Raw genomic sequence first — 423 nt, forward strand, 5'->3', positions numbered from 1 at the left:
GTCTGTGCACCCATGCTTTACCTGTACGGTCGCGGGGCAGGCTGAATATGTCTTCTGCGGGGAAAACCCCCCCGTCTTCAAGATCGGCCAGACGGATGTGCCAGCTCGGATGTTCTTTTGCGAGAGACCCGACGAAACCGTGCACACTGGAATGAGCGGGACGCACCTCATCATATTGGGTGATAGGCTGTGCTTGGTGCGTAATCACCGTCATCCCGAGCTGCTCTTTTCCATACCCGAGACCGATAAGAGCTTTGGCCGCTCTGAAAATTTGCAGCACCCCGCTTTTTTGATCATGGCTGTCAGAATCAGCCGGCTGAGGGGCAAACCAGATCATATGCTGAATCTCACCGAGACGGCGGAGCCGATCAGATATCACTTCAACGGAAGCACTTTGGCCGATATCAAATCGCACAGCTTTAG

Annotated in this window: 1 protein-coding gene; it reads right to left on the reverse strand. The window is 54.1% G+C overall.

The annotated features are described in order from the left end of the window. Positions 1-423: hypothetical protein (locus AC1M36_RS28525; RefSeq protein WP_479846527.1), on the reverse strand; the 423-nt coding region annotated here is incomplete at both ends.

It is taken from the genome of Bacillus sp. Medicinal_06, from assembly GCF_056711665.1.